The organism is Paenibacillus sp. 2TAB19, from assembly GCF_052115185.1.
Classification (GTDB): Bacteria; Bacillota; Bacilli; order Paenibacillales; family Paenibacillaceae; genus Pristimantibacillus.
Genome location: NZ_JBFRGE010000010.1, coordinates 25,903 through 45,754, shown reverse-complemented (window position 1 = coordinate 45,754; position 19,852 = coordinate 25,903). Strand labels below are relative to the sequence as shown.

The window sequence follows — 19,852 nt, the reverse complement described above, 5'->3', positions numbered from 1 at the left end:
CAGACGGCATATGACGGAGGAGTGCTGCTATGAGCTATGCAGTTGGTGTAGATATAGGCGGGACCAAGATCCATTTTGCGATCGTTGACGAGGAAGGTACGATTGCCGAACTGCAAACAGAAGCAACAGGCGCCGCGTTAGGACCTGAGCATGTGATGCAAAAGGTATTGGGCGGCATAAGCCGGTTGATGAGTTCCGGCGGCGGCTCGATAGACGGGATTGGGATTGGCAGCGCGGGTCAAATCGATTTTCGCTCCGGCTCCGTTTCGTTCGCGGTCGATACGCTACCGGGCTGGACGGGTACGCCGATTAAGCGAATCGTGGAGAACAGCTTCGGGCTGCCAGTCTTCGTCGATAATGATGTGAACGTCATCGCCGTCGCGGAGAAATGCTTTGGCTCAGCTAAAGGGCTCGATCATTTCGTTTGTTTGGCACTGGGCACCGGCGTAGGCGGCGCTGTTGTGGAATCCGGGAAGCTGCTGCGGGGCATCTCCGGAGGAGCAGGGGAGCTGGGTCATATATCCGTTGATTTCAACGGTTCTCGCTGCAGCTRCGGCAATTATGGTTGTCTTGAGCTTTATGCTTCRGGTCCGAGCTTGGCGAGGCTGGCGAAAGAGGCCGGGCATGCCTTCGGCAAGTACGGAGACGAGATCACCGCCAAGGAGGTGATCGCAAGCTGGATGGAAGGCGACGCGGTTGCAGCAAAAGCGATGGATACGGCCGTTCGCGCGCTTGCCTCAGCCATTGGCGGCATCATTCATGCGTTTAATCCGCAGGCGATTATAATTGGCGGAGGGGTAGCCGAAGCGGGCGAACCTTTTTTTGCGGCTTTGACGAAGCAGGCTGAAGATAGAACATCGCCGAGCATGTGGAACGATTGCCGCATCATGTCGGCTTCCGCAGGCGCGAATGCCGGCGTCATTGGAGCGGCGGCGCAGGTATGGCTGTACAATACGGGGTCGATCGGCAAGCAGGTGTCTCTATGATCCATCCGACAATCGCGGGACTCAAAGACGGATTCATCGTATCATGCCAAGCGCTTGCGAACGAGCCTTTATTCGGATCGGATATGATGGCTGCGATGGCTGTCGCGGCGGAGGCGGGCGGAGCGGCTGCCATCCGGGCGAATACGCCTCTGGATATAGCCGCTATTAAGATGAGGTGCACGGTTCCGGTAATCGGTCTCTACAAAAAACATTACCCGGACAGCGAGGTATACATTACCCCTACGTTTCGGGAGGTGCAGGAAATCGTCCGCGCCGGGGCTGATGTTGTTGCGATCGACAGCACCGCGATGACGAGGCCGGGCAACGACACGCTCGAAAGGCTTATCGCGGACATTCGCAAGAGCTTTCCCGAAACCCCTATAATGGCCGATGTGTCCACCTTCGAGGAAGGCATTGCCGCGATGCAGCTCGGCGTTGACGTCGTCTCGACAACGATGTCGGGGTATACGCCGCATAGTCCGCAGCAGTCTGTCCCCGATATTGCATTGGTAGCGAGGCTGGCCGTGCTCGGAAAGGTGCCGGTATTCGCAGAGGGGCGAATATGGACGATCGACGAGTGCGTACGCTGCTTTGAAGCCGGTGCGCATGCCGTCGTCGTCGGTACGGCTATTACGCGGCCTCAAGAAATCGTAAGGCGGTTCGTAACGCGCATCAACGAACAGTTGCAAGTCTTCGAGGACGGATTCGATTTATAGAAGAGGGAGCGATGTTGACCTATGAAAAAAGTAAATATCGGTGTCATTGGCGCGGGAAGCATCTCGGAATTTCATCTGGGATCCTATTCCCGCAACCCTGAAGTAACGATCTATGCCATTTGCGATTTGAACGAAGAACGCGCTAAGAAGAAGGCGGCCGCATACGGCGCGGAACATGTATTCACCGACTACCGCGAGCTGTTGGCCGATCCGGCAATCGACGCCGTCAGCATCTGCACATGGAACAATTCGCATGCCGAAATAAGCATCGCCGCGGTGGCAGCCGGTAAGCATGTGCTCGTGGAGAAGCCGCTTTGCAAGACGGTTGAAGAAGCGCTGCGCGTGGAGGAGGCGGTGAAGAAGAGCGGCAAAGTGCTCCAGGTCGGCTTCGTCCGTCGATACGGCTCGAACACCGATATTTTGAACCAATTCATTAAGGCGGGAGAGCTCGGCGAAATCTACTATGCCAAAGCGACTTGCTTGCGCAGGTTAGGCAATCCGGGAGGCTGGTTCGCGGACAAAGAGCGGTCCGGCGGCGGACCGCTTATCGACCTCGGCGTCCATATCATCGATATTTGCTGGTATTTAATGGGCAAGCCGAAGGTGAAATCGATTAGCGGCAATACCTATTCCCAGCTTGGCAACCGAGCCCATATCAACAATCTCTCTTTCTATCAAGCATCGGATTACGATTCCAGCAAAAATACGGTGGAAGACTTGGCTAACGCGATCATCCGCTTCGAGAACGGCGCATCTCTGATGGTCGACGTAAGCTTCACGCTCCATGCGAAGCAGGATGAAATTACGGTCAAACTGTACGGCGACAAAGGCGGCGCGGAGATCGAGCCAGGCTTGTTCATCGTTGCGGAGAAACATGACACGATCCTTAACGTCACGCCGCAGGTCGACCAGCTGGCTTTCGATTTTACGGGCGGCTTCCAAAACGAAATCAACCACTTCATTGACAGCTGTCTCGGCAGAAAGGAAACGCGCAGCCCCGTGGAGGACGGTGTGGAGGTTATGAAAATGCTGTGCGGCATCTACGAATCGGCGGCGCTGGGCAAAGAAATTCAGTTTGACTACTGAGGTTATTTGTTGCCTGTATTTCATACAGTCTTATTGGTTTCAATCACCAGTTAAGTGAATTTAGAGTGGATAACATACAGTCAAAACTGGCATTTTAGCTCTCAATAGCCCTTCCCTGTCCATATGCCTGCACTAAATCCAATCAAATGCTTATTTGTTCTCGTTTCTAGCCTTTTGATTGTATGAAATCCATGCAAAAGGCTAGAGCAAGGCGGTGCAGGCATATTCACCTGMACCGCCTTTTTACATTTACAGCGTTAGATCCACTTCGAACATCCGATTCCAAGGGAGGTCGGCTTTGAGACCGTCTATAGCGCCGCTGGCTGTCTCTCCTAAATATTCGGCACAAAAATCGTGAAGCCTCTGCGTGATAAGCTGCGATACTTGTTCGCGGATATGGCCGACCTGAAAGTACGTTCCGCCTAATTCGCCCAGACGGCTGGCGGTTTCTTGGCGGACGATGGATTGGTATCCCCAGTCTTCGATAAGCCGGTATAGGTAAAAGTATCTGTTCATGCGGTCGGTATGTTCAGGGCGGGAATCTTGGTTGCGGTAGTAAGAGGCGATAATAGCGTGCGAAACGACGGTTCCAAGCGTGTTGCCGGACGTATTCCAGCCGGCGTAAGCCGTTATTAGGGGTAATAGCTCCTTCTTGGACAGTAAGCGCATCAACGTATGGTCAGCGCCGTTGCAGGAGGCAACATCGGCCAGGGCGATCAGCTTGCCTTTGCCGGCGAGCGCTTCAATCGCCGAGACGAATTCCGGGATATGCACTTCCGAGAAGTAGGAGCGATGGCGATCATTGTAGGGATTCGGCGATTCGGCGACCTCATGCTGCGAGACGGGAGGAGAATGGACCATAAGCACAAAATCCGCCGTCGCTGCGGAATCGCCCATGTAAGCGCCTCCGGAATGAAGATGGGATTTGACGCTTTCGTTCAAGCTGCGGTCCTCGTATTTGGGGATAATGGTCGGTCCTAGCGTGGAGGAATAGCGTACCGCCGCCTCCGGCATATAGTTTTTGATCCGACAGAACACTCTCGCGAAAAGGATGCAGCCGATCTCGTCCGCTCCGGGATAGAGCAGCACCCGATCCATGAGATTATGTCGCTCGGCCGTTAAGAGCAGCTTTCGCTGTTCCATCGGGCTGAAGCCGAATTGAGCATTATCGTCGAGCGGAATAACGAGATGCTCGATGATCCCTTCGTTTACCAGATTGATCGCGAGCTCGTTCACCTCGGCATTCGTAGCTCTGCGCCGCAAAAAATCGGCAAGCACGTCAGCCGGAACTTCGATCTGAAGCGATTCCCATTCTGCTAGCTCCTCTTCCGCCAGCGGCTCTGAGGACTGCTTGTCGCTCAACCAGCCGTACCGGAAGAGGGAGTAACCGTGCTGCTCGTAATAATCCGGTTCCTCATCGCTGCTGTTGTATGCAGGCGCCCGCATAATCAAATTAAAGGCGTATATTCTTAGAGCGGGATTAGAACGCTTTAAATCGCGGAGAAAGCCAAGCCTGGCGGCGCATTCCGCAAGCGGCAGCTGATGAAGGCGGGARGGGACGATTCCGCCGTAGACGAGCAGATCCGCGGATACGATCAAATAGTCGGCATCCGACGTTTCCTTCAGCAGCCAATGACGGATGCCTTCGACATCCGCGGGCTGTTTCTTAATGCCAAGCAGCGTTCGCGGCGGCGAAGAAAGCCTGAGATCTGTGATAGCAGCTAGCATGATGGGAAACTTCGCATTGCAAGGACGTTCGTCGAGCGGTACGTACACGACTTTACTCATACAATGACCTCCCTAAATGAACAGATAAGATGAAGTTTGCCCTTATTATACATCAGGTTTGGTCATTGGAATTATTTTTTTAAATCGCGGCGGATAACGGATATATTCTTCCGAAGTGCAGTCATACCTATTTAAGAGGAGAGGAAAAAGGAGGCGCAGTTGATTGTCTATTTTGATGGATGAGGGTTTGAGAAGACGGGCTCTTGCCGGTCCAAGCATTCAGATCGATCCCTCCTTTGCTTATTATCGGCAACGTTCGGCAGAAAGCATCGTCGATGAAATCGAGCTGGCCGGTTTTTGTTGCGTTCACTATTTTGTAGTCAACGAACATGTCGTGGATGCGAAGCTGATCGAGGCGTTCCGCCAAAGAGGCATTCCGGTATGGGCAATGGTCATTGGCAACGGCACCTTCTCGGTGGAACGGTTTCCCGATGAATGGTCTTCCTGGCAAATGAAGCTGTTAACGGAGGTCGATGACGGCTTCAAACGGTTATCTCCTTTCAGCGAAGGCTACGTCAAATGGAAGAAGGCTGCGATGGCAAGGCTGGTGTCCGACTACCCGTTCGACGGCATCGAGATCGCAGAGCCGTATTTTCCGGAATGGGGAGGCATCGCGCGAGGCGTCTATGGGGATGTCGGCCCGCATGCGGAGGCGGCCTTTATTTCCCGATACGGCATCCGAATGCCCGATTTCACGAATCCCGATTCGGATCGCTACTATGCCAACGATCCTATGACTTACAGTAAGTGGGTCAGCTTTCGCGTCGAAGCGGTGAACGGATTTATCGACGAAATGATTAATGGCAAGGACGGCGTTCGAGAGGCGAGGCCTGATATCTTAGTTGCAACCTGGTCGCTGGCCATAAACGCTGGACTAGGCAGCGTAGAGCAGCTTCGGGAGGATCAAGGTCTCGACGCGCYGTCGATGATCGAGAAGGTACGGCCGGACATTCATTATTTGCAAACGCATTGGCCGGATTGGACTCGAGGCGATCTGCCAGCCGATTACGTGAAGGATTACATGCCTTTCATCGAACAAGTCCGAAAAAGGCATCCGCTCCTTCCGCTTGCCGTTCAAGCAGATATTGGGTCGGCTAGGCATATGATCAAAGGCGGAAGCTGGCTTGGGGAGTTCAGCAGAACGGCGTTCGCGCTCGGCTTCTCGGCGTGGACGGCATACGAGTATCATACAGGGGGCTACATGTACGATGACAAGCCAGCACCGATGCGAATCGAACGGTTAGGTGATAATGAAGTCCGGTTAACGTTCAACAAGCGAATTGAAGCATGGAAGGCGCTTCCGGAAGGCGGCGGTACGATCTGGATTAACGGCCGCGCCAGCAGGGTCGTATGGGAATCTTCCGTTGTAGACGGCAATCGGATTACATTACGGTCCATCCGTTTACCCGAAGGCGCTTTCGAGCTGGAGCTTAGCGGCATTCAGGATACGCCGGACCGGTGGTTGTTCTCGGAAAAACCACCCAATTCGGTTGCGATAGGAACAAAAGTAACCGTACCGAGAGCGAGACGCGGATGAAATGGGACGGACAAGAGAAGGAGTGAGTCCATATATGGAAACGATCAAACTTGGTTTTATCGGAACAGGCGGCATCGCCCATCTTCATGCCGGACAGATGCTTGCTCTGCCGCAAGTGGAAATTGCCGCCGTCGCCGATCCGAGCGAGGAAGCATCTTCCCGTTTTATTTCGGCATTTGGACTTGCGAGAACCGAACGGTATGCCGATCATCGGGAAATGCTCGGCAAGGGCGGCTTGGACGCGGTCATCGTTTGTTCGCCGCATACGCAGCATTTCGAGCAGGCCAGGGATGCGTTGATCGCTGGCTGTCACGTACTGATCGAGAAGCCGATGACCTGCTCTTCTGCGGAGGCGGAGCAACTGATACAAGTTGCAACTGAGCGTGACAGAATGCTGCAGGTGTCTTACCAGAGACATTTTCAACCGGAGTTTCTGTACATCCGCCAAGCGATCACAGGCGGTGTCATTGGCAAGCTCACGTCGATTAACGCTACTTTATACCAGGATTGGAAGCTCAGTCAGACCGGTACATGGAGGCAGAACGCGGCGCTGTCGGGCGGCGGTATGCTGATGGATTCAGGCAGCCATATTATCGACGTTCTATTATGGACGACCGGACTGACGCCTCTGGAGGTCAAGTCGACCGTAAGCACGCAGGGGGCGCCTGTCGAGATAGATTCCTTCACCAGCATCCGCTTCAAGGAGGGGGCGGTCGCGGGGCTAAATATTATCGGATATGTGCCGGGATATCGGGAGTATTATTCATTCTGCGGCGAACTTGGCGTCATTTATCTCGACAATGGCAGGCTTGAGTTGATGACCTACAAGGATGGAGCGATTGAAGTACAGCTGCCCGAACGAACGACGAATCAGGATAAAAGCTTCGTTGACGCCATTCGCGGCGAGCATGAAGTACTTGTATCCGGCGAATACGCGTGCAAGGTTATCGGATTGACGGAAGCGATTTATCGCAGTGCAAACTATCCAGCATCGGACACGGGAGAGTGAATGAATTKAAAATAGCTCTTAGTATGTGGAGCGTGCATAAATATTGGTACGAGCAAAAATGGGACACCGTCGATTTTCTCGAATTCGCATCCGAGGTCGGCGTCCAAGGCGTCGAGCTTCTTAGCTGTTTTTGGAAAGACAAGGAAAAGGATATCCCATTGATTGATGCAGCGCTGCAAGAATACAGCTTGCAGGTTGCCTGCTTCAGCGCCTGCAACAATTTCGTTGTAGCAGACGAGGAGCAGCGAAGGGGTCAGGTGAAAGAGGTTACGGATGCAGTGGATGCCGCGGTCCATTTCGGAGCAAAGGTCGTACGCGTGTTTTCGGGCGACCTGCCGAATGATTCGATTACGTATGAGCAGGGCTTGGAATATGTCGTCGAAGGGCTGAGCAAGGCAGCCGAGTATGCGGAACAGAGTGGCGTGACGCTGTGCCTCGAAAATCATGGATTGTTTGCCGGGCGAAGCGACCAGGTGATGGATATCATACGCAAAGTGAACTCGGATGCGCTGCGCAGCACGTTCGATACGGGCAACTTTTTGCTTGTTGGGCAAAGCACGAGCGAAGCGGTCGATGAGCTGAAGGACTATGTCGGCCATGTGCATGTCAAGGATTTCGTTCCCGTGCCGGAGGGAACGACAGGGGCGGTTATTCGAGCGCTAACAGGGGAGCTTTACTTGGGCAAAGTTGCGGGCGAAGGCGCTGTCGATTTGAAATACGTATTCGGGGCTCTGCGGAATGCAGGTTATGACGGCTGGCTGTCCGTCGAATTCGAGGGAGACGAGGAGCCTCAGCGCGGTTCGATCGATGCGGTGGGCAACGTGACGAGAATCGCAGCGACGCTTTAAAAAAACGGAATGGAGGCAAGACGTGAATATTCATTTTCTTGGAACGGCAGCAGCGGAGGGTTATCCCGCGATGTTCTGCCGGTGCGGACATTGCGCCGAGGCTCGGAGACTCGGCGGGCCTAACATACGAACGAGGAGCTCTGTCATTATAGATGGCGTGCTGAAGATCGATTTTCCGCCCGACACGCTGCATCACGTGCTGCGTGACGGAATCGATCTCGGCCTCGTGAAGGATATGTTCGTGACGCATACGCATCTGGATCATTTGCGCGCGGAGGATTTGGAAATGCGTCTGCCCGTATATGCGCATGGCCTGGATTATCCGCTGCGGATATACGGCCACGATGCCGTCATTCGAAAATGCCGCGACGCCGTAGGCAGGCCGGATACGGATCGCCTCATTCTTCAACGAATCGTTCCATTCGAGACGGTGGATACGGGAACCGCTAAAGTGACGGCACTGCCAGCCAACCATGATCCCGACGAGACCTGCCTGCTTTTTCTCATCGAGAAGGATGGGAAGCGTGTATTTTACGGTCACGATACCGGTCTTCTTCCCGATGCGACTTGGGAATGGCTTGAGCGAACGACCGTGGATGCAGCGATCTTGGATTGCACGAACGGCAATTTGCCATTCACAGGCGGCCATCTCAATATCGAATCGGTTATCGCGATCCGCGACAGGCTTAGGAAAAGCGGCGTCTTGCATGACGGCAGCCGAGTGGTCGCTACCCATTTCTCGCATAATATCGGGCTGCAGCACGAGCATTTAAAGGCTATATTTGATCCTGAACAAATTATCGTTGCCTATGACGGCTTCATATTGCCAATCTAGTTTATCGTTTGTAGTGCCAATGGGAAGCGGGGTGATTGATTCCTATGAATGCTTCGGTGCTTTATTACTTGCAATACGGGCATCATATCGAAATCGAATGGCGGCAAGGGATAGATGAAGGCAAGGCGATCAGCGAGCAACTGGAGGAGCAGTTCACCGCAATGTCCAGCTTGGATCCGAATGATCCGCTGCGCGAGCAAATGGCGGCCGAATATTTGGACGAAATGGGCAGACTGCCGCTTATCGAAGGTTATCCGTATTCAGAACCGTCGGATTTGGACGGCATTCGCGCGCTGAGGCGGGAGCGAGGTAGTCACGCTTGGACGCAGGTCGCTTCATTGGAAGGCATCGATATGGAAGATCGGGTATATGGGGCATGGCTCGGCCGTTCGGCGGGATGTCTGCTCGGCCATCCGATCGAGGGTTGGCGAAGAGACCGGATTGCCGGTTTGCTCAGGGAAACAGACAATTCGCCGATTCGATACTATATCTCGTCAGATATCGATCCGTCGATTGCCGCTAAATATGGCGTCATCAATGAAGGCGGATCCTACGGAAACCGTTGCGTGAGCTGGATCAATAACGTGGAGCATATGGTAGAGGACGATGATCTGAATTATACGATCGTAGGCCTTGCCATCGTGGAGAAGTACGGCTGCGATTTCACGCCGGATGACGTTGCGGAAGCTTGGCTCAATCTGCTGCCGGCGCTGCGTACGTGCACGGCTGAAAGAATCGCTTACCGCAATATACTTAATCTAGTCGGCCCGCCTGCCTCCGCCTCCTATCGGAATGCGTACCGGGAGTGGATCGGCGCTCAAATAAGGGCCGACTTCTATGGTTATATATATCCCGGAAATCCGGAGAAGGCCGCCGAATCGGCGTGGCGCGACGCTTCTATTTCCCATGTGAAAAACGGCATATACGGCGCGATGTGGGTCGCAGCCATGCTGGCGGCAGCAGCGGTAACGGATAAGATGGAAGACATCATCATGGCAGGACTCGAGCAAATTCCGGCGACCAGCAGGCTGGCTGCAGAGCTGGAGGAGGTGCTGCAATGGCATAGCGACGGCCTGTCTTATGAAGAAGCTATTGAGAGGATTCACGGCAAATACGATGAATCCCATCCCTACCATTGGTGTCATACGATTTCGAATGCGATGGTTGTGACCGTCGCTTTGCTGTACGGCGAAGGAGAGCTGGAGTCTACGATCGGAAAGGCCGTTGCAGCCGGGTTCGATACGGATTGCAACGGGGCTACGGCGGGCTCTGTCATCGGCATGCGAAACGGGGCTTCACGTCTTCCCGAGAAGTGGATCGAACCCCTTCGGGACCAAATCCGTTCCGGTGTCGACGGGTTCGGGATCGTGCCGATATCGAAGCTAGCGGAACGTACGGTGGCGGTTATACGCGCCAATGAGGCATATCGGAGTCTATAATAAACGAACAAAGGCTACAGCTCATGAGCTGTAGCCTTTGATGATTATGGTGCGGTCGAGAGGACTCGAACCTCCACGGCTGTTACACCACTAGAACCTGAATCTAGCGCGTCTGCCAATTCCGCCACGACCGCAAAATAATGTGTCAACGGGATTTATCTTATCATGTATAATAGAACATAGTCAAGTATTGGATTAGAAAAATAGAGGATAGGTGGAGGAGCAGGCGTTGAACAAGCTGGAGCAAAAAATTATGCAGGACGGCATCGTCCTAAATGAAAATGTATTGAAGGTGGATTCTTTCCTGAATCATCAGGTTGATCCGCAATTGATGTGGGAAGTCGGCAAGCTGTTCGTCGAACGTTTCGAAGGCAGCCGCATTACCAAAATATTGACGCTGGAGTCGTCCGGCATCGCGCCTGCAGTAATGGCTGCTTTGCAGCTGGATGTACCGCTGATCTTCGCGCGCAAACGCAAATCGTTAACGCTAAAGGACGATTTGTATACGGAGAGCGTCTATTCGTTCACGAAACAGGAAGTGAGCGAGGTGTCCGTCTCCCGCAAGTTTCTCTCGGCAGGGGAGCGCGTGCTTATTATTGATGACTTCCTAGCAAATGGCGACGCTGCCCTCGGCTTGGCTGGTATTGTGAAGCAAGCGGAGGCAGAGGTCGTTGGGATTGGCATCGTCATCGAGAAGACATTCCAGCCAGGCAGACAGAAGCTGATCGATCTTGGCTATCAGGTGGAGTCGCTTGCTAGAATTCAGTCGCTCGAAGGCGGTCAAGTTACGTTCGCGGATCATTGACAATCGCTGTCTCGTGTAACTATAATGCTTACATATTGTAACGACGAGAGGGTGAGGACGTGACTAGTAATCGATTCGCGGTAGCGGTTCATATTATGACTTTATTGGACGTTAGCGAAGGCGAGCGAATGACCTCGGAGCTGATTGCCGGAAGCGTCAATACGAATCCGGTCGTTATCCGCCGGATTATCGGGATGTTAAGCAAGGCAGGGCTCGTCACGACGAACGCAGGCGTAGCCGGCGCCGTCATTACGAGGCCAACCGATCAGATTACGCTGCTCGATATATATCAGGCCGTAACAAGTCCCATGCAGGATGAGCTGTTCGCGATTCACGAGAAGCCGAATCCGAATTGCGGCGTCGGGCGCAACATTCAATCCTCGCTGGAAAGAGCCTTCAACGAAGCTCAGCAAGCGATGGAAAATAAGCTTGGCCATATTACGCTAGCTGAGATCGCAGGCGATGTCGCTGAGAAAATAGGCAATGAGTAAGAGTACAAAAGGAGGTGCCCAAAGCTGTATGCTTTAGGGGCACCTCCTTTTTTCGTCCATATTCAGCCTTTCGAAGCGCCTGCCGTTAACCCTTCAATTAAGAAACGCTGCAAGAATAGGAACAGCATCGTCACGGGCACGGCGACAAGGACGGCGCCGGCAGCGAACATCGTGAACTCCGTCGAGTTGCGCTGGCTGACCATACGATACAACCCGACAGCAAGCGTGCGCTGCTCCTCCGTGCGGAGGATGAGATCGGCGAAGATGAAGTCGACGAAGGCGCCGTTGAAGATCATAAGGCTGGCATAGGTCAGCATCGGTGTTGATAAGGGAACAATGATGCCCATGAACACTCTCAGATGGCTTGCGCCGTCGATGCGGGCCGCATCCTCAAGGCTCTTCGGAATCGTGTCGAAAAAACCTTTGGCCACGAAAACGTTCGTAATGATCGCGCCTGTACTGTAGACKAGAATGAGCGCCCAGTGGGAGTCCAGCAAGCCGATCGAATTCAATAGGACGAAGATCGCAATCATCGCCATGAAGCCGGGAAACATCTGCAGCACAAGAAATACTTTAAGCGTCGTTTTGCGACCGGCGAACCGGAAGCGAGAGATGGCATAAGAGGTGATGAGCAGAAGAAAGGTTCCAATCATGGTCGAGAAGACGGCAACCTTAAGCGTATTAAGAAACCAAGTGCCGTACTTCGTTTTTTCGAACAAATCGTAATAATGCTGGAGCGTCATTTCGCTAGGGATAAAGGACTCGCTGTACAGACTGTTGCCAGTCTTCAGCGAGGATAACAATATCCATAATGCCGGATAAATACTGATGACCGTAAGTATCGTTAATAGGAGGTAGGTAGCGCCTAGTTTCCATTTGGCCGATGAGAGTCTCAATGGATCATATCCTCCTCTTTGTAGGATCGCGTCCGCGTATAACTCCAGATGGAGAAGGAGGCGATGAACATAAAGATGAAAATGCCGATAACGGACGCAAAGCTGAATTGCGACTGGTTAAGCGCCAGCTTATAAAGCCATGTAACGAGCAGATCGGTATGGCCCGCGAATTGATAACCGACGTTAACGGGATCGCCGCCCGTGAGCAAATAGATGACGTTGAAGTTGTTAATATTGCCCGCAAAATTCATGATGAGCACCGGAGCGGTGGCGAACAGCACCATCGGCATCGTAATGTAGCGGAACTTCTGCAGCGACCCCGCTCCGTCGACATCCGAGGCTTCGTAAAGATCGCGGGGAATCGTCGTTAGAACGCCGAACGCCAATATCATTGTGATCGGAATGCCCATCCACATATTGACGAGCACGACGGTTACTTTCGCCATGAACGGATCGGTCAGCCAAGGGAGGCCATTCAGTCCAATCGCCCGCAAGTAATCGTTCACAGGACCAAATTGATTGTTGAACATATTGCGCATAACGAGCAGCGAGATCATATTCGGAATAGCGAACGGTATGATAAGCGCGGTCCGCCAAAATTTCTTGAACTTCACGCCCGGCTGATGGATGAGCACCGCAACGACGACGCCGCCTAGATAGGTCGTGAACGTAGCAAGGATTGCCCATACGATCGTCCACTGGAGTACGCCAACGAACGTTTTGCTCCATACCTTCATATTGATCATTTTCATAAAATTATCGAACCCGACCCAGTCAACGAGATTCGCTGGCGGAAGGATTGGATCCGCGTAATTCGTGAATGCGAGCAGAATCGAGAAGATAAGCGGCAGAACGGTCAAGAAAGCGATGGCGATAAACGGGGGAAGCAGCACTAGATAAGCAAAATGCTTCTGTCCAAGCATCGCCAGCGATTCCGTGAAGCGGTTCGGCTTGCCGCCGTTGTCCCGGTGCTTGCCGACGATATAAGCGTCGCGAATGTTCAATACGTAGTAGCAAAGAATGAGCAAAGCCGCAATCAATGCGACAAGTCCTTTGATCAGCATGAAGATCGAATGGTCGCCTTCGACAAGGCGCGTCATTTTGCCGACTTTCATGAAGCCGCTCGGACGGTCGCCAAGCGTAATTAATCCACGTAGAAGGTCGAATAGCTCGAAGATGAAGAAGTAAATGCTCGTCAGGCCTAAAGCCGCAAACAATAAGCCTTTCAGCCATTGCCTGTTGTAGAGCTGGCCAGAGCCTATCAGCAGAGCCGATAATATCGCGCCCGCGCGTCGGTTGGTCATGGGGCAGCAGCCTCTTTTCTCGCAGGATACGGCCCCTCGTCCGCACCTATTGCAGGAGCGGGCGAATGGGCCGTTTTTTTAATACTCGTTACCTTGCGCTCATACCGTCCTTAATCGTTTGGACCATGTTATCGAGCGTTGTCTTAATATCAAGACTCGTATCGTCCCACAGTGCGATGAAGGTTGCCTTCAGTGCTTCCCATACAAGGTCTACGCCAGGTACAGAAGACATCGGCACCGAATTGGCGAATTGCAGGAAGAAACCGCTCGTAATCGGATCGTCCTTAATGAGTGGATCTTCGCCTGCTTCCAGGTTCGTAGGAATCGCACCGGTCATTTGATAGTTTTTGAGCTGGTTTTCTTTGCTGCTGGCGAAGTTCGCGAATAGATGAGCAGCGACTGGATACGGCGTATAGGAGTTGACGTAATAGGATTTCACGCCCGAGAACGAGATCGAGTCGTTGCCATTCGGGAACTTCGGAAGCGGAGCGACGCCCAAATTCACTTTATCCTTGAACGCTGCGACCGACCAAGGACCGTCGATGTTCAGCGCCAGCTTGCCTTCTTGGAACAGCTGTGTTTTGACGTCATACGTTATATCTCCGGCATTCATCGGCAAGATCGACTTTAACTTGCGTAGAAACTCGAAGCCCTGAACGACGTCGCCTTTGTTCAAGCCGATATCGTCCGCGTTCGTATTGTTGTCGCCGAACATGTAGCCGCCGTAGCTGCCGATAAACGGATACGTATAGTAGCCGACGAATTCCCACATAATCGCGTATTTCTTCTGCGCGGGATCGTTGAAGGTGTCGGCGAATGCGATGATTTCATCCCATGTTTTCGGAGGCTCGGGCAGGATGTCCTTGTTGTAAAACATCGCATACGTCTCAACCGACTTCGGATAGCCGTACAGCACGTTGTCGAAGGAAGATGCGGTAACGGCAGTCTCTACATTGTTCGTCCGCGTCTCTTCTTCGAACACTTCGTTCGGCAGGAGCAAGCCTGCTTTCACGGCAAGACCGATCTGATCATGCGGCAGTGTCAATACGTCTGCAGCCGTCTTGGACGGGCCATCCGTCGTCAATCTAGCGCCTTGATCGCCGCCTGTCACAACTTCGACAGAAACAGGCACGCCGTATTTCTCTTCGAACGCTTTGCCGRCTTCCTGCATATAGGCTTGCTGCTCCTGTGATTCCCACACGACCAGCTTTGCGCCTTTCTCCGGCACTAGCTCATCCGTGTTGCCTTCCTCGGCCGTTTCATTGGTTGGCGCATTGGTGGCAGGAGCGGGATTGCCTTCATTGCCATTGTTGCCGGCTGAGTTACATGCGGCGAGGGCGAAGACGAGCATAATGCTGACAAACAGGGAAAACCATTTTGATCTTTTTAACATAAGAACACCCCTTCGATATGATTGGCAAACAGGTAATGCGAATCAATCCGGCGGCAGGGAAGGTTGATTCGTTGCTTGTCGTAGGCCGGAGCGATACTTACGGGCGCACCTCGCTTTCTTTGGTGGACAACACAAAAAGGCACAGCCTCGATTACACATAGCGTGCACGAGGTTGTACCTTAACAGGTAACATCGCCTTCATATTGTCTTATAACATGTTCCTGATGTCCTAACTATTTACTATTACGCCCCCATTATATAATGCTGTTTAAAGCGCTTGCAAACGTCGTTATCACCCAAATTCGTTCAATTTGTCAATATTATAGGCCATTCTCTTGGATTTCATGGGTTAAAATGGCTATTTCTCAGTTTCTTGCATGTTTTGCTTGCTCCTTGGAACGAGAACCTCATCAATAGGCAAAACGATGCTCTCGTATAATAGTTCGCTAGCGAGCTTTATCGGAATTATTGAGAGAGAGCTTCATATGGGAATAACAGGATAAATGATCCTGATGTGGCGGATACTATGCCTATTCTTGAAGAGGGGGAATGTGCAAATGAATGAGAAGGACAACGCCAAGCAAAAGCAACTAAATGCCTATCGCGTTACGGATCAAGGCGAGGCTTTAACGACGAATCAAGGCTTGCGGATCGAGGATGATGAGCATTCTTTGAAGGTTGGTCCGCGCGGCCCGACAATTATGGAGGACTTCCACTTCCGGGAAAAAATGACGCACTTCGATCATGAGCGGATTCCTGAGCGTGTCGTGCATGCTAGAGGGTTCGGCGCGCACGGAGAATTCGAGCTGTACGAATCGCTTGCGGAGTTCACGAAAGCGAAGTTCTTGACGGATACGTCGCTTCGCACGCCGTTGTTCGTCCGATTCTCTACCGTAGCAGGATCTCGCGGCTCAAGCGATACGGTGCGCGATGTGCGCGGTTTTGCGGTGAAATTTTATACAGAGGAAGGCAATTACGATCTTGTCGGCAACAATATGCCGGTGTTCTTCATTCAGGACGCGGTAAAGTTCCCCGACTTTATCCATGCCGTTAAGCCGGAGCCCCCCAATGAGATTCCTCAAGCCTCATCGGCTCATGATACATTCTGGGATTTCGTAGGCACGAATACGGAGACCGCCCATATGATTATGTGGGTTATGTCAGGAAGGGCGCTGCCTCGCAGCTTCCGTATGATGGAAGGGTTCGGCGTGCATACGTTCCGATTCATTAATGAGCAAGGAAAGTCTCACTTCGTCAAGTTCCATTGGAAGCCAAAGCTTGGCGTTCATTCGCTAGTGTGGGATGAGACGCAGAAGATTGCCGGCAAGGATCCGGACTTCAACCGCCGCGACTTGTGGAACGCGATCGAGCAGGGCAACTATCCCGAATTCGAGCTTGGCGTTCAAATACTGAAGGAAGAGGATGAGTTCAGCTTCGACTTCGATATATTGGACGCGACGAAGCTATGGCCGGAGGAGATCGTCCCCGTACGAATCGTTGGCAAAATGACTCTGAATCGGAACACGGACAATTTTTTCGCGGAAACAGAGCAGGTTGCCTTCCATGTCGGACATCTCGTACCCGGCATTGACTTCACGAACGATCCCTTGCTGCAAGGTCGGCTATTCTCGTACACTGATACGCAGCTGCTTCGCCTAGGGGGACCGAACTTCGCGGAAATTCCGATCAATCGACCGATCGCGCCGGTACATAACAATCAACGGGACGGCATGCACCGGATGACGATTAATCCGGGACAGACGAGCTATCATAAGAACGGCCTAGCGAACAATGATCCGGCGCCAGTACCACCAAGCGAAGGCGGCTACCGTCATTATGAGGAGAAGGTAGACGGTCGGAAGATCAAGGCAAGAAGCAATAGCTTTGAGGATCACTACAGCCAGGCGTCGATGTTCTGGCATAGCATGTCGCCGGTCGAGCAAAACCAGATCGTAAACGCCTTCCGCTTCGAGCTCGGCAAAGTTATGTCCAAGCAGGTTCGGCAGCGAGTTGTGGATGTGTTCAGCCATGTGGCGGAGGAGCTAGCAGAGCGGATAGCCGAAGGCATTGGAGCGACTGCGACCAAGGGAATTGGGACAGAGCCAACAGTCATTTCTCCTGCCCTTAGCCTGATGACAAAGGCGAAGTCAGCTGCTACGCGCAAGGTTGCGGTGATGCTCGGAACAGGTTACCAGACTGCAGAGGTACAGGCGCTGTTGAAGGCGTTGACCGCGGCGAAAGTTACGGCGGACATTGTGAGCAAAACGCTCGCGTCCGTAAGCGGTAACGACGGCACGCTTATTGAGCCGCAGCAATCGCTGCTCACTGCGGCGTCGGTCCTATACGACGCCGTCTATGTAGCGGGAGGAGCGCAGGGCGTTGACGAGCTGCTAAGCGATGTCGCATCGGCAGGTTTCGTCCGCGAAGCGTTCCAGCATTATAAGACGATTGCTGCCGTAGGAGAAGGTGTGCGACTGCTAATTGCCTCCGGTGCGGCACATGAGGCAGGAAGCAACGTGGCGAAGCCGGCAGGCGTGTTGCTCACCGGCGATGAGAGTGCCGATGCAGCGTTCTTCACATCGTTCATTGATGGGATAGCGCAGCATCGCCATTGGGATCGTGTATTGCAACCGCAACTGGTGAAGTAGATTAAGGCGGGAAGGACGACAGACAAAAGGGACATTCACCATAATGGCGTTTGTCCCTTTTGTCTGCTTCTTCAAGAAAATAAAAAAGCCCGCAATCGCTGCTAGAGCAATATTGCGAGCTTGTTGATTATAGAAGTTGGTGCGGTCGAGAGGACTCGAACCTCCACGGCTGTTACACCACTAGAACCTGAATCTAGCGCGTCTGCCAATTCCGCCACGACCGCATGCCTTAATTACGTTTCTTATGTTAGCATGGCGTGCAGTCATGAGTCAACTGTTTGGTTAAAGTTATAATATTCAGCATATTTTTCTTCCTTTACACAAACAATGAAATCAAAAAGCAGAATGGTGGAATGGTAATGTTGAAACAACGCAAGCACGGCATATGGATACGTGTACTTATTGTCACATTAGCTTTATGTTCATTAGCTTTCAGGCAATCACATGCGAGCGCACATCGAGTGGATTCCGAGACTTCAGATCCGCAAAAACGGTTGGTTGCTATCGTCATCGACGACTTCGGCAACGGGATGACAGGCACGGAGGAGATGATGAAGCTGCCGGTGAAGTTCACGACAGCCATCATGCCGTTCCTTCCTACGACGAAGCAGGATGCCGAGCAATCGCATAAGATGGGACATGATGTTATCGTCCATATGCCGATGGAGCCGAATAAAGGGCTTAAAAAATGGCTGGGTCCAGGCGCGCTCACGACTGATCTATCCGACGAAGAGGTTCGGAAGCGGGTGGAGGCGGCGATCGACGATGTACCGTATGCAGTCGGCATGAACAATCATATGGGCTCGAAGGTGACGGCAGACGAGCGCATGATGCGTATTGTCCTTAGCGTCTGCAAGGAGCGCGGCTTGTTTTTCCTAGACAGCCGCACCACTTACAAGACGGTTGTTCCCAAGATTGCAGGAGAGATTGGCGTGCCACTCGTATCCAATGACGTGTTTTTGGACGATGTGTATACGGAACAGCATATTTCAAAGCAAATATCGCTGCTACGCAAGCATATGGAATCACATGACATCGGCATTACGATTGGTCATGTTGGCCCTTCGGGATTGAAGACGGCATCCGTTCTCAAACATTCGATTCCACTCATGCAGTCCGACGTGAAGTTCGTGAAGTTGTCCGCACTTGTGAGCGGCTCAGCGGGCGATCCATTTATATTGCCGAATCCCTGAAGCGACTGCTTCGGCGATTTCTTGCTGCTTGACCGGGTCGGTTAACATAACGCGATCCCTTTCGGAGCTGATGAAGCCCATCTCTACGATAACAGACGGCTGCTGAACGCGGCGCAGCAAATAGAAGGGCTTACCCTCGCGCGGTAAAAACTGAGTGTTTTGCTGTCTATTAAGCGCATCCTGTATACAGAACGCAAGCAGTGCGCTCTCGCCGCTAGTCTGATGCAGCACAAGCGGACCGTACTTGGATTTGTTCTTAGTTGAGTTGACATGAAGGCTGACCAGCAGCTCGCTGTCGATCTCTTCGGTTAATTGCCTTCGCTGCGACAAGTCTTTGCGATGGCGGGATCGGCTAATATGCCAACGATTGTCTTCGCTAAGCGCATAATCGCTTGTACGGTTCATAACGGCAGCAATGCCTTGCGCCCGCAAGATCGCATACAGCTTATGGGCTACAGCGAGATTAATATCTTTTTCCAGCATATCGCCGTAAGAAGCGCCTCCGTCGACGCCTCCGTGACCAACGTCGATGATGACGACGGTGTTCGGAAGCGCCCAATCAAACCCCGACTCCGATATGACAGGCTGGAACGGCATCGCAGCCGCCGATTGCGAAGAACTGGATGCCAGCAGTAATAAGGCGATTAGGCACATAAGCAGGTAACGGTGCATAACGGGAATTCCTCCATCGCGTAAAGTGATACGCTTATCGTGGCTTATCGGAGGAAAACTCATGCAAGGAAAACTCATGCATGTTTATGTCGGGAGCAGGCGGGGAAAGCTTATATCATCAAGCGTAAACGGCAGTCGCCATTTTTTGGCGGCGCAAGCAAACGTTTCGCGGAGAAAAATAAGCACAGTATAAACAAAAATTTTAT

At 52.5% G+C, this 19,852-nt stretch carries 17 protein-coding genes and 2 tRNA genes; 12 read left to right on the top strand and 7 right to left on the bottom strand.

What is annotated here, in order from left to right; all coding sequences use genetic code 11:
- The first annotated feature begins 29 nt into the window (after positions 1–29).
- From AB4Z33_RS06685 to AB4Z33_RS06675, 3 genes are read left to right on the top strand one after another with little or no spacing between them, the layout of a single operon-like run.
- The gene (locus AB4Z33_RS06685; RefSeq protein WP_442049180.1) at positions 30–986 is read left to right on the top strand and encodes an ROK family protein; all 957 of its coding nucleotides are present in this window, start codon (positions 30–32) and stop codon (positions 984–986) included.
- A complete protein-coding gene (locus AB4Z33_RS06680) occupies positions 941–1,702 on the top strand; it encodes an N-acetylmannosamine-6-phosphate 2-epimerase (protein ID WP_442049179.1) in 762 nt (253 codons plus the stop codon). The genes AB4Z33_RS06685 and AB4Z33_RS06680 overlap by 46 nt, the downstream gene beginning before the upstream one ends.
- Before the next feature lie 21 nt (positions 1,703–1,723).
- Complete coding sequence (locus tag AB4Z33_RS06675; protein WP_442049178.1) at positions 1,724–2,788, top strand: Gfo/Idh/MocA family protein; 1,065 nt, start codon at positions 1,724–1,726, stop codon at positions 2,786–2,788.
- A gap of 249 nt (positions 2,789–3,037) precedes the next feature.
- On the opposite strand, the gene AB4Z33_RS06670 is transcribed toward AB4Z33_RS06675, so the two are convergent.
- Positions 3,038–4,576: a DUF4127 family protein gene (locus tag AB4Z33_RS06670; protein ID WP_442049177.1), complete on the bottom strand. Its 1,539-nt coding sequence runs from the start codon at positions 4,574–4,576 to the stop codon at positions 3,038–3,040.
- A 163-nt stretch (positions 4,577–4,739) separates the two neighbouring features.
- On the opposite strand from AB4Z33_RS06670, the gene AB4Z33_RS06665 reads away from it, so the two are divergent.
- Genes AB4Z33_RS06665 through AB4Z33_RS06645 form a run of 5 tightly spaced genes read left to right on the top strand, consistent with a single transcriptional unit; the run spans position 4,740 to position 10,244 of the window.
- On the top strand, positions 4,740–6,113 hold the full coding sequence (locus AB4Z33_RS06665; protein WP_442049176.1) for an N-acyl-D-glucosamine 2-epimerase: 1,374 nt from the start codon (positions 4,740–4,742) through the stop codon (positions 6,111–6,113).
- A gap of 34 nt (positions 6,114–6,147) precedes the next feature.
- Positions 6,148–7,122: a Gfo/Idh/MocA family protein gene (locus tag AB4Z33_RS06660; protein WP_442049175.1), complete on the top strand. Its 975-nt coding sequence runs from the start codon at positions 6,148–6,150 to the stop codon at positions 7,120–7,122.
- A 23-nt stretch (positions 7,123–7,145) separates the two neighbouring features.
- A complete protein-coding gene (locus AB4Z33_RS06655; protein WP_442049174.1) occupies positions 7,146–7,970 on the top strand; it encodes a sugar phosphate isomerase/epimerase family protein in 825 nt (274 codons plus the stop codon).
- A gap of 22 nt (positions 7,971–7,992) precedes the next feature.
- A complete protein-coding gene (locus AB4Z33_RS06650; protein ID WP_442049173.1) occupies positions 7,993–8,805 on the top strand; it encodes an MBL fold metallo-hydrolase in 813 nt (270 codons plus the stop codon).
- Between the two features lie 44 nt (positions 8,806–8,849).
- Positions 8,850–10,244, top strand: coding sequence for an ADP-ribosylglycohydrolase family protein (locus tag AB4Z33_RS06645; protein ID WP_442049239.1), 1,395 nt, complete (start codon positions 8,850–8,852; stop codon positions 10,242–10,244).
- A 47-nt stretch (positions 10,245–10,291) separates the two neighbouring features.
- On the opposite strand, the gene AB4Z33_RS06640 is transcribed toward AB4Z33_RS06645, so the two are convergent.
- Positions 10,292–10,378 (bottom strand) — tRNA-Leu (locus AB4Z33_RS06640).
- A 95-nt stretch (positions 10,379–10,473) separates the two neighbouring features.
- Here AB4Z33_RS06640 and AB4Z33_RS06635 point away from each other — a divergent pair.
- Together AB4Z33_RS06635 and AB4Z33_RS06630 are read left to right on the top strand one after the other, a co-directional pair.
- On the top strand, positions 10,474–11,049 hold the full coding sequence (locus tag AB4Z33_RS06635; RefSeq protein ID WP_442049172.1) for a xanthine phosphoribosyltransferase: 576 nt from the start codon (positions 10,474–10,476) through the stop codon (positions 11,047–11,049).
- A gap of 59 nt (positions 11,050–11,108) precedes the next feature.
- Positions 11,109–11,540, top strand: coding sequence for an Rrf2 family transcriptional regulator (locus AB4Z33_RS06630; RefSeq protein WP_442049171.1), 432 nt, complete (start codon positions 11,109–11,111; stop codon positions 11,538–11,540).
- A 62-nt stretch (positions 11,541–11,602) separates the two neighbouring features.
- Here the strand turns inward: AB4Z33_RS06630 and AB4Z33_RS06625 are convergent, their stop codons facing one another.
- The 3 genes from AB4Z33_RS06625 to AB4Z33_RS06615 all read right to left on the bottom strand — a co-directional run bounded on the left by AB4Z33_RS06625 (position 11,603) and on the right by AB4Z33_RS06615 (position 15,133).
- Positions 11,603–12,436 carry a sugar ABC transporter permease gene (locus tag AB4Z33_RS06625; RefSeq protein WP_442049170.1) on the bottom strand — a complete coding sequence of 278 codons (834 nt, stop codon included), beginning with the start codon at positions 12,434–12,436 and terminating at the stop codon, positions 11,603–11,605.
- The gene (locus AB4Z33_RS06620; RefSeq protein WP_442049169.1) at positions 12,433–13,740 is read right to left on the bottom strand and encodes a carbohydrate ABC transporter permease; all 1,308 of its coding nucleotides are present in this window, start codon (positions 13,738–13,740) and stop codon (positions 12,433–12,435) included. The genes AB4Z33_RS06625 and AB4Z33_RS06620 overlap by 4 nt, the downstream gene beginning before the upstream one ends.
- An 88-nt stretch (positions 13,741–13,828) precedes the next feature.
- Positions 13,829–15,133, bottom strand: a complete 1,305-nt coding sequence (locus AB4Z33_RS06615) for a sugar ABC transporter substrate-binding protein (protein ID WP_442049168.1) — start codon at positions 15,131–15,133, stop codon at positions 13,829–13,831.
- Between the two features lie 557 nt (positions 15,134–15,690).
- On the opposite strand from AB4Z33_RS06615, the gene AB4Z33_RS06610 reads away from it, so the two are divergent.
- Entirely contained in the window at positions 15,691–17,781 is a 2,091-nt protein-coding gene (locus AB4Z33_RS06610; protein WP_442049167.1) for a catalase, read from the top strand.
- A gap of 137 nt (positions 17,782–17,918) precedes the next feature.
- Here AB4Z33_RS06610 and AB4Z33_RS06605 read toward each other — a convergent pair.
- Positions 17,919–18,005: transfer RNA gene (locus AB4Z33_RS06605), tRNA-Leu, on the bottom strand.
- Positions 18,006–18,242: 237 nt separating this feature from the next.
- On the opposite strand from AB4Z33_RS06605, the gene AB4Z33_RS06600 reads away from it, so the two are divergent.
- Positions 18,243–18,974 carry a divergent polysaccharide deacetylase family protein gene (locus AB4Z33_RS06600; RefSeq protein ID WP_442049166.1) on the top strand — a complete coding sequence of 244 codons (732 nt, stop codon included), beginning with the start codon at positions 18,243–18,245 and terminating at the stop codon, positions 18,972–18,974.
- On the opposite strand, the gene AB4Z33_RS06595 is transcribed toward AB4Z33_RS06600, so the two are convergent.
- Positions 18,939–19,646, bottom strand: a complete 708-nt coding sequence (locus AB4Z33_RS06595) for an N-acetylmuramoyl-L-alanine amidase family protein (RefSeq protein WP_442049165.1) — start codon at positions 19,644–19,646, stop codon at positions 18,939–18,941. The two genes, AB4Z33_RS06600 and AB4Z33_RS06595, sit on opposite strands and share 36 nt — an antisense overlap.
- Between the last annotated feature and the right edge of the window lie 206 nt (positions 19,647–19,852).